6 protein-coding genes are annotated in these 9,035 nt (G+C 62.9%); 1 reads left to right on the forward strand and 5 read right to left on the reverse strand.

Annotated features, from left to right (window positions below; all coding sequences use genetic code 11):
- Nucleotides 1–125: 125 nt before the first annotated feature.
- Genes ACQR3U_RS08015 through ACQR3U_RS08035 form a run of 5 tightly spaced genes read right to left on the reverse strand, consistent with a single transcriptional unit; the run spans nt 126 to nt 7,261 of the window.
- Nucleotides 126–920 carry a DUF6339 family protein gene (locus ACQR3U_RS08015; RefSeq protein WP_230810161.1) on the reverse strand — a complete coding sequence of 265 codons (795 nt, stop codon included), beginning with the start codon at nt 918–920 and terminating at the stop codon, nt 126–128.
- A complete protein-coding gene (locus tag ACQR3U_RS08020; RefSeq protein WP_269572331.1) occupies nt 917–1,810 on the reverse strand; it encodes a hypothetical protein in 894 nt (297 codons plus the stop codon). Before ACQR3U_RS08020 ends, ACQR3U_RS08015 begins: the two co-directional genes overlap by 4 nt.
- Nucleotides 1,807–3,672, reverse strand: coding sequence for a hypothetical protein (locus ACQR3U_RS08025; RefSeq protein ID WP_230810163.1), 1,866 nt, complete (start codon nt 3,670–3,672; stop codon nt 1,807–1,809). Before ACQR3U_RS08025 ends, ACQR3U_RS08020 begins: the two co-directional genes overlap by 4 nt.
- Nucleotides 3,669–4,661: a PD-(D/E)XK motif protein gene (locus ACQR3U_RS08030; RefSeq protein ID WP_230810164.1), complete on the reverse strand. Its 993-nt coding sequence runs from the start codon at nt 4,659–4,661 to the stop codon at nt 3,669–3,671. Before ACQR3U_RS08030 ends, ACQR3U_RS08025 begins: the two co-directional genes overlap by 4 nt.
- On the reverse strand, nt 4,661–7,261 hold the full coding sequence (locus tag ACQR3U_RS08035) for a Z1 domain-containing protein (RefSeq protein WP_230810165.1): 2,601 nt from the start codon (nt 7,259–7,261) through the stop codon (nt 4,661–4,663). Before ACQR3U_RS08035 ends, ACQR3U_RS08030 begins: the two co-directional genes overlap by 1 nt.
- Nucleotides 7,262–7,869: 608 nt before the next feature.
- Between ACQR3U_RS08035 and ACQR3U_RS08040 the strand changes: the two genes are divergently transcribed.
- Nucleotides 7,870–8,982 (forward strand): DNA cytosine methyltransferase, encoded by a 1,113-nt coding sequence (locus ACQR3U_RS08040; RefSeq protein WP_230810175.1) that lies wholly within the window; start codon nt 7,870–7,872, stop codon nt 8,980–8,982.
- The last annotated feature ends 53 nt before the right edge of the window (nt 8,983–9,035 follow it).

The following is a 9,035-nucleotide window of genomic DNA, read 5'->3' on the forward strand; positions in this document are numbered from 1 at the left end:
ACGGAGCTTGTGCGGCTGGTGTGGTCATGGTTGTCCCGAAGTCGACGGCGTCAAATCTGCCGATCCGGACCTGCTTCGTCGACCAGAAACCGGTAGCCGAACTCCGGGTCTTCGCGGGACACGTCCTAGTCGATACGAGCACGGTGGCTTTCGGATAGGGACCCGTCCTCGGAGAGGATAGCCACCGTTTCGGCCGCTGCCTCGGAGACCTGTCGTCGTAGTTCGTCTTCGTCGAGCGCTTCGAACTCGATGACCACGCTCGTCCGGAGGAGTCGCTTGAGCACATCGCGGAGGAGCTGACGGTCATTCACTCCCCCGCGGTCGGTACTGGGCCAGACCTCGGCGAGTGTCCGAACAAGCGCACGGCTGCCGCCGAGTGATTTTCGTCGGGCAAAGATCTGGTCGAATGCGGCTTCACCGAATACGTCGAGGAGTCGATAGCGTTCCACTTGCTGGGGCAGAGCCAAAAGATGTGCACGCCACCAGAGTCGTCCCCAGACGTGCCGCGTGATGTCCGTGCCGATGACTCGGTCTGGCGGCGGGCTGGGGTAGCGCCAATATGAGATGTCGGGAAGTAAAACGAGAGCGAGGAACGCCCAGATCGAACGAACGGACGCCTCGGCTGCCACCAACCCGGATCTCTCGTGAAGGAGCTGGGCGACTTCCAGGTCGAAACTCGCGCGATCCGCACGGCGTCCCTCGCCTGGGAATCCGGCGTTCTCGGCAGCCTTGACGATGCGATTTCTAAGATCTCGAAGCTCGTCCTCGGTCACCCGTCGCCCACCTGTCGCTGCGAACACCGCGGACCGGTGAGCGAACGCGGCACGGTCTTGCAACTGGTCGAGGTCCGCGTGAGTGTATTGTTGGTGCAGCTCGCGGGCCGCTCCGTCGATGAGACGCGGATAAAGCACACTGGTCATGGCCCCGCCAAGAAATTCGTTGCGTCTTGGATACGGGTTGTGAACAACGCCGGTTCGTAATTCCTTTCGCGCCGCAGCGCTTCCAGAGTGAAAGCCGGGAAGGTCGTGCGGAGGATGGCTGTGAGCAGGGCGCCCAGTGACCCTGTCGGGTAGTCGACGTCGTCGTCGAAGTCTTCGTGCGTGAGTGCTCGCTCGATCAGGGTGCGCTGGACATCGGTGCGCAGCGTGGAAAGAACTCGGCGGTCGGCGTCAGTGGGCGAGCCCGCGACCGCGAGGGCGTTGACTACAAGCTCTCGCCGCTCGTTGGCGAGAAGAAGGATGGATCCGAGTGCGGCGGCCTCGAGGTCCTCGCCGACCTCGAGGTACCAGCCGGCCTTGGTCGGGTAGGGCAGGTCATGGAAGTCGGCGATCGCGAGTGGGAATAAGTTCGCGTCACCCTGCAACTGGATCGAGAACTTATCGTTCCACAGCACACTGCCTGGGCGGCGGGCCGCAGCCGTAGAGGCGCCGTCGGTGGACCGACGCAGGGTGAGGACGGTGATGAGCTCGAGGATGCCACCGAGCTCATCGCCGTCAAGGTCGAACTCGATGTTTAACTCGACCCCATCGAGTGGCGGCACCCCGGTGCGCCACGCTCTCCCTCGCAGCGCGGAGTTCGACGCCGCCCAGCGGACGGTCAGGTCGAGTTCGGCATCGTCGGTGAGTCCACTGAGTCGGCGTGCGCGTAACCCGTCGACCTGCATCGGCCGGCGAATCGAGAGGACGGTGTCGTAATCCCAGTCCGGCAGTTCCCGGGGAAGTTCCTCGGTGCCGTCGGTGACTACGCGTGACCACAGTCCCGCAACGACGACGTCCGCCGGCGGACGCATGAACGGAAACGCGCGACTCACTTAGCACCCTCCCCGACAGTGGAACCGACGACGGCGATGTCGGTCACCGTGTCCGGCACGGGATCGACAACGAGGTCGACCTCGGCTGGGCTATCGACGATGCAGCTCGTGGCGTGCTCCTCGCCGGTCGGCGTGACCCAGCAGCGAACAGTAGGGTGAGCTGCTCTGGCCGGTGCGTCGTCCTCGCGGCCTTCCCATGTGACTACGGCGAGGCGCGCATGGAGGCGAACGGGGCCGGGGCCGGTTACGGCAAAACGTTGGATAACGACGACACCACCGTCGCGCTCCTCAGCACGGGGCTCACCGACAGCGCCGACACGGACGCGATCCCGAGGATTCTGTGACGACCGACCTGCTCGACCGGTGCCGGAGGCACCCCGGGCGCCGATCCCGCCACCGTTACTGCCAGCGTTCGATCCGTCGGGTTCGGTGGCGAACGCTGCCGCGACGATACCGCCGAGGAAGTTGCTCGCGGCGCCTAACGCGACTCCATTAGTGGTTGCAGTTGTCGTCGTTGCCGGAGTCCGAAACGCTGACAGTTGTTCTCTGATCCTGGTGAAGGTGACCTTCACAAAGGTTTTGGAGTGGCCGGTCAGCTGCTCATGTACCCAGTGGTCGTGCGTCGGTGGCTCGGCAGCGGCATACACTTGATCAAGCTCGTCATCGGCTCGGAAGACGCCCGCGTATGCCTTGTTCACCGACCCGGGTTCGGGGCCTGTGTAGTACTGGACGACCAGCTCGGGCGAGCGCATCAGACAGACATGATGGGGGTCCCCGTCCACGCCCGCGTAGCTGGCGGCCAACGGCACCGAATCGGGAGACAGTGGAACAACAACGGCTCTTTCGAGCGCGAGGCGGCCCAATAATTTGCGGGGGCTCTTGCATTCCAATGCCACCCCACGATCGGATGCTAGACGGCGGTACGCGGAGACGAACATCCGCAGGGGATAGGTCTTCGCCGGATCGGGCACAGTGTACGTCCGTCCGCCTGCGACGACTTCCGGGATCAGGCGGTGGTCACCCCGCTCCGGGAGCATGATCGGCCACAGTTGCCAGGCGATGGTGTCGGCGAGGTGTTGTGCCGCGGAATCGATGTCGTCGAGATCCTCGAGATCCGGGTCGAGGACGACCAAAGTGGTGCCCGACTCGTGCTCGGCGAAGGGACGTAGTCCTAGCATCCGCGCAATGCTGTCCGCGTGGTTGCCGACCAGAGGTTCGACATGCTCTCCCTGGACGTCGCCCCACCAGTGGCGCCCGGTGTACGGGCGGGCATGCGCGTCGGCGCGCTCACGGCTGTCGTAGGAGTCGCCGAGCGCGATGCCGATGAGCCGAGAGGTCAGCCCGACGCCGGGAATCTCGGTCCGGGTGTAGACCAGAATCGTCCCGACTTGTGAGAGTCGATAAAGCACCGCCTTGCCGTAGCCGTATGTGCCACCGCCCTGGGTGGTATCGCGTTTCTCGCCGACATTAAGCACGAATGAGACCCAATCCCGACGGTCTCGCGCGAGCTCATCCGCACGGGTTGGTCCGCCGAGGCCTTTGGTGCCCCGGTCCACTACCGACAGCAGTCTGAGGGTCGGGGCCCGCAAGGCCTGACGGACCGGAAGAAAGGGCTGTGCTTGCGCGGGCGGAGTTAACAACCGCTCCCAGGCAGGCCGGTGAGTCGGTGACACAGTCGTCAGCTCGAGCCGGTAGGTGGTCGGCACTCCGGGTAGCCGTGCATCCCAGGAGTTCTGGGCGGTCTCCCGGACAAATACCGTCAGCGGGTCCACCGGTGGGCGGCCGAGCTGATTGCGGATGCCCTCCGACGCAATCGCGCCGGTTGGAGGAAAGGGCTGGGACCACCACTGCGGTGTCGTCACGATTGCCTCATAAACTGTGCGAGTTCTTCGCTGTCGAGACGAGCCGCGGCCGCAGGGGCGCAATCCAGATCCACAACATAGACAATGTCTTCGACGCCGGTGGGCACTGCGTGTCCTACGAAGCTGGCTGCAACGATCCGGGGAAAGGCCGGTCCGATCTCGTAGGCACGGTGTTCGAGGACCTCGAATAACTGCCGCGCGTAGATTTCACGCTCGGGTTCGCGATAGCCGTACTCTTGCAGGAGCTTCTTGAATCCGGGCGGGTCGTCCGACAGTTCCATGATCTCGTCGATGAGTGCGGGTACCGAGATGCCCTGGCCCGTTCGGAGTCGGAACCATCTGAGGATCAGCCGTCCCGGCGTTGCGAGCTCGAGTTGGGTGGCGCCGTTGATCTGCACCCGACGTCCCTCTGCGGCCACCGTAGTCTTGACCTCGACGGCGTCGACGCCGAGATGGAAGTCCTGTGCAGTCCGCTGCGGGCCGGTCCAGAAGGTGACTGCGCCCGGGTCCTGCCCGAGCATTTCGCGCAGCACATACAGCTCACCGAACAGCCCGGCCAAGGCGGACGGCGAGAGCGTCTCGCGGGCACCGGCGAGGAGAGCTTTCCAGTCGGAAAGCACTTTCCGAAGCGCGGCCACGGCCTTGTCCGGGTGCGCGGCGACCCGCTCGATGATCTCGACACACAACGCGGTGAACAGATCAGCCTGATTTGCGTCGACCAACTCCAGGCACGCGTACGTGCGATAGCTCTGCTCGTCCTCCAACGTCCGCCTGCGCAGGACAACCGCCTGACCGTCGAGGTCCTCTTGCAGGGTCTGTTTCGTCAGGATCGGAACGAGCAGCGCGCGTCGGCCTGAGCGGTCAACCGCGGCGAGCAATGGGCCGCGGATGGAGTCAACGCCGATCTCGGCTGTCCGGAACGCCTTCGTAGCCGGCTGCGCGGACACTGCGGTCCAGAGGTGCTGGAGCTGCGGACCATTGACAGTCATCAGGATTCGTCGTCCTGCTCGAGCACGGAGTCGTCTTCCATCTCGACCACGACATTGGACAAGTCGGCACTCCAGTACTCGACGTCGGAATCTCTGCTCCCGGGGCGGGGCTCGGGGAACAGAATGGTGACACCCACCACGACGTCGTCAGTCGGCGCGGCGAGCGGGCGACGACCGACCTTGTCGCCGGTGTCGGACTCGGGTTCGATCGGGTAGATCAGCAGGAGGCCCTGATCGGGGCGTTGCTTCTGGCGCAGCTCGAGGATCTCTTTGTGCGTCGCTGGCACCGGGCCGTCGAGAACGAGATCGATAGTCTCGTCGCGCCGGCTGCTCAGGGTCTTGATATCGGCGACACCACCGAGGACCTGGTCCTTCTGCCCCAATCGGGCGCGCTTGACCATTCGTACGCAGACCCCGCCACTCATGTCGCAAGGTTTGGTCTCGTCCCGCCCGTTTCCGATTACTGCGACGCTCCAGCGCAGCAGGGCCCCGGCCCGGACCCGTTTGGTGATGTAGCTGACGAGACGATCGCGGTCGCCGTCCGACGACTCCGGATGGAATTCGTAGGCGCGAAGAAAGTTGATGACGTCGTCGTAAGGAACGTCAGTGAAAAGCGCCGTCTGCTTCCTGACGGCCTCGTGGCGGACACCGTCTTTGGCGGCAGCCGCCACGAGGGTCCGGGCGGCTGTTGCGTTGCCGGCCAGCCACTCACGCCCTGTGTCGGAGACGTCGAAGAAACGCGACTCCACGAGTTGTCCGCCATACGCGGCGTGGGCGAGGACCGCGCTCGTCATCTTCGCCTTGGAGGTGATGCTCAGCTTCGGGTGGGAGCGAAGACGGACGGCGAAAGTCAACGGGGTTTCGTTGGATGTCATGTAGCGGTTGATGTCTTGCCGCATGTCCGCCTCAACTGTTGCGAGGTGTCTGAACCATCCGGCGAGCTCGTCGGTCATCCATATCCGAGGCAGATCCGCGTAGTGGTTCCGGTACCCGAACCATCGGCCCATCTGCAGCAGCGTGTCGTAGGCGGAAACCGCGCGGACGAACAAGCTCGAGACCAGCCCCTCAAGGGTGAGACCCCGGGAGAGGGTGCTGCCGCCGACGGCGATCGCCGTTACCGGGCCAGCTTCATAGTTCAGACGGTCTTTACTGCGGTAGTTGTCGATGATGACGCGGGTATCTCGGACGACGTCTCGGAGCTCGCCGAGCGCCTGCTCGAACGGCACCTTCTCCTCTCCGAAGTCGCTCGCTGGAACACGAGCTGTCTCCTGATCCCATGTCGAACGCAGGTGCTCGATGTACGCCGTGTCGCCAGCGTCCAACCGCGCCAGTGTCCGAGCACGGAGATTGAGAAGCGGCTCCTTGAATGCATCGTGCACGCGCGTTTCGGTCGTCGTGTGCACGAGCATGGTCGAGTGGGGGTTGCCACCACCGCGAACCCTGCGAGCCGCCGTCGCCAGCCAGAACCACTCCACCGCAGCATGGAGGGAGTGAGTGATGGCCGGTTCGAAGTAGACCGCTTCCTTCTTGTTCTTCGGCTTGAGGTCGTCGACTTCGTCCTCCGTGACCTCCCGGATCATGTCCCAGCCCCCCGGAAGGTCCTCAGGGTCCTCACCGGCGAGGAGCTCACGACCGAAGAGCACCTCGGTACCGTGATACCCGTCCGGCTGGGGCAGGTTGACGATGAAATCGCGAGGATAGAAATCCTCCTCGACAGACGGGTCGATGAGCAGATTGGCGAACGGCGTCGCCGTGTACCCGATATATCCGACCTGCGGAAACTTGTTCAGGACGTCGAACAGCAGCGGGTTGATCTTTGGGGTAGCGACCGTCGACTGGTCGGCCTCATCGTCGATGATCAACGTCGGACACTTCTCTAGATACTCCCCAGCCGAGCCGAGCCATGTGCTGAGCTTGCGGAGGACCACCGGGTTCTTCTTGACAACCAGCAGTAGACACTGCCCCTTGGCGGCGAAGAACGCTTTCGGATTCGGCGGCGGGACGAAGTCTTGCGTCTCGCTGGTGACCTGGTGCCATTGTCCCGGGTTCGAGTCGACAAGGTCCTTGACAAGCCGAATCTGAGTCTGGCGGCGCAACGCGTTGTGGATGCCCGACAACACGATGAACAACTTGTAACCCCGGTCGGCAGCCTTGGCCATCACGGCGGTGAAGTTGGTTGTCTTGCCGGACTGAACGAAGCCGACCACGAGCCCCCGAGTCCGAAATTCGTCCTGCTTCGGGTGGTCGAGCAGGGCGACAACCTTGGTCGACGACTCGTCAACCGATCGGATATTCTCTTCCCCGAAGTCCTTTTTCCGCATGGACCCGAGAAGGGCAGGCCAATTTTTGTCCTTGTCCATGTCCGGACCCGTGTACCAAGTGGGGCGTCCGTGGAGGAACACGGACGGCGGCTCGTCGAGTTCACGAATCCGAAGGCTCTCGGCCTCATGCTTCTCACGCACCAGCTTGATCACTGCTTCGTCCGCGTGGAACAACCTCAGGTTCTTCACGGCGTCATGGGGAGTCATCGACTCGGTGAACTTGAGGAACACCTCGTAGAGCTGCTCGATCTGCTCGTCAGAGATCTCGTCGGTTGCCATTCGCCCCCCAGGACATGCGCGTTGTCACGATCAACGCTGCCGTTCGTAGTAGCGTCGAAGGAAATGATATCGGTCCGCCACTCGCTGCCTCGTCCATCCCCGGGCGACGGAAGAACGCCGATTCGTGTTCGTAGCTCTAACCCAGCCCGTGTGGGCCGCATACGACGAGGGATGAGATCGAGGTCTGCGGCACTGTTCGCGGGAGTCGAGTCTTGCATCGCGCGTAGGGATCGACTCCGTCCGTACTCGTTGCCTGAGCTGTGGAGTCTCCGTCTGGACATTAGATGCGCTTCGATCTGTCCGAGTTACGCGGGGCGGATCCCTCCACGGGCCTTCTGGTTCCTTCCGTCCATGCTTGACCTCGGATAAGGGGCTTGTATCCCGTGAAGTTACTGTTCTTCCCGTGCGACAGACGAGCTCGGGCGAATCTCCATGCTCTTCGAGGGCAGCACGAAGGCTCGTTCGGGGCAGCACGAGCGGCGTTGGAGGGATGTGCTCACGCCCGCCCGAGTAAGAATCAGTTGTAGCTCGCAAGGCTGCCAGATCTCTGTCGGACCTTCCCAATAGACTTTCGCCCTATGAAGCATGCGTCCACCTCCGTCCGAGTGATGAACCCCCGAATCATTGATCTGTTTGCGGGTCCCGGCGGGCTCGACGTGGCCGCACACTGGCTGGGTGTGCCGGTCACGGGCATTGAGTGGGACCCAAACGCGTGCGCGACGCGACGCGCTGCGGGCTTGGACACACGTGAGGGTGACGTGCGCGAGTTCGGGCCGCATCTCTTCCCTGACGCAAACGTGCTAGCTGGGGGTCCGCCCTGTCAGACGTACACGGTTGCCGGGACAGGCGCGGGCCGTATGGCACTCGAACGTGTGCTTCGGTTGGTTAAGTCAATGAGTGCTGGCGAAGATGTCCAAGACCATATTGCAAGCTTCGACGATGAGCGCACGGGTCTTGTTCTGGAACCTCTGCGCTGGGCCCTCGGTGCGTACAGAGACGGACGTCCGTACGAAGCGGTCGTCCTTGAACAGGTTCCTGCGGTGTTGCCCGTCTGGGAAGCCATGGGTGAAGCGCTCGAGGGACTCGGTTATACCGTCGCGGTCGGCGTCTTGAGAACCGAGGAGTTCGGTGTCCCACAGACACGTCGTCGCGCTATTTTGTTGGCACGCTACGGCAGCGACGTGCGTCTTCCTGCAGCTACGCATCGCTCGTACCGTAAGGGTGCTGTTCGTGACCAGGATTGTTCCGATCTTTTGCCCTGGAACACGATGGGTGATGCGTTGTCCTCAACGAGAGGATACGAGTTCTCCGTCGTTTCCAATTATGGGACGGGAGGGGATCCCAAAGCGCGAGGTCGTCGCAGCTCCGATGAACCGGCATTCACCGTCACTGGAAAGGTCTCGCGGAATCGGCTTATCGGTGGAGATGGCGCAGAGATAAATCGCTTCACGATGGCTGAGGCCGGCCGCCTTCAAACTTTTCCCATGAATTTCCCCTGGTCAGGAAGCGATATATCGCAACAGATCGGCAATGCGATCCCGCCACGGCTCGGGGTTCATATCTTGGCGGCTGCTCTCGGAATGTCGGACGTAATTAACGAATCGTTCCTTCGCGAAGTTATGGACGGAAACTGGTTCGAGTCTCTTGTTCATCGGGACGCCGGTGACGGCAAAGAGGCTCTTCACTATGGATCTCGTGGACCGGTTGGTCTGACTCCTTGATGGGCGTGACGGTCTCGGCTCGGTGGGCGCAGGATGGGTCTGGTGGGCGGGTC

The sequence above is a fragment of the Rhodococcus sp. IEGM1339 genome (genome assembly GCF_050321925.1).
Classification (GTDB): domain Bacteria; phylum Actinomycetota; class Actinomycetes; order Mycobacteriales; family Mycobacteriaceae; genus Rhodococcus; species Rhodococcus pyridinivorans.

Bases quoted from the DNA above. Each gene is read 5' to 3' on its own strand.
- ACQR3U_RS08015 (WP_230810161.1), bottom strand. From the start codon at position 920: ATGACCAGTGTGCTTTATCCGCGTCTCATCGACGGAGCGGCCCGCGAG.
- ACQR3U_RS08030 (WP_230810164.1), bottom strand. From the start codon at position 4,661: ATGACTGTCAATGGTCCGCAGCTCCAGCACCTCTGGACCGCAGTGTCC.
- ACQR3U_RS08035 (WP_230810165.1), bottom strand. From the start codon at position 7,261: ATGGCAACCGACGAGATCTCTGACGAGCAGATCGAGCAGCTCTACGAG.
- ACQR3U_RS08040 (WP_230810175.1), top strand. From the start codon at position 7,870: ATGAACCCCCGAATCATTGATCTGTTTGCGGGTCCCGGCGGGCTCGAC.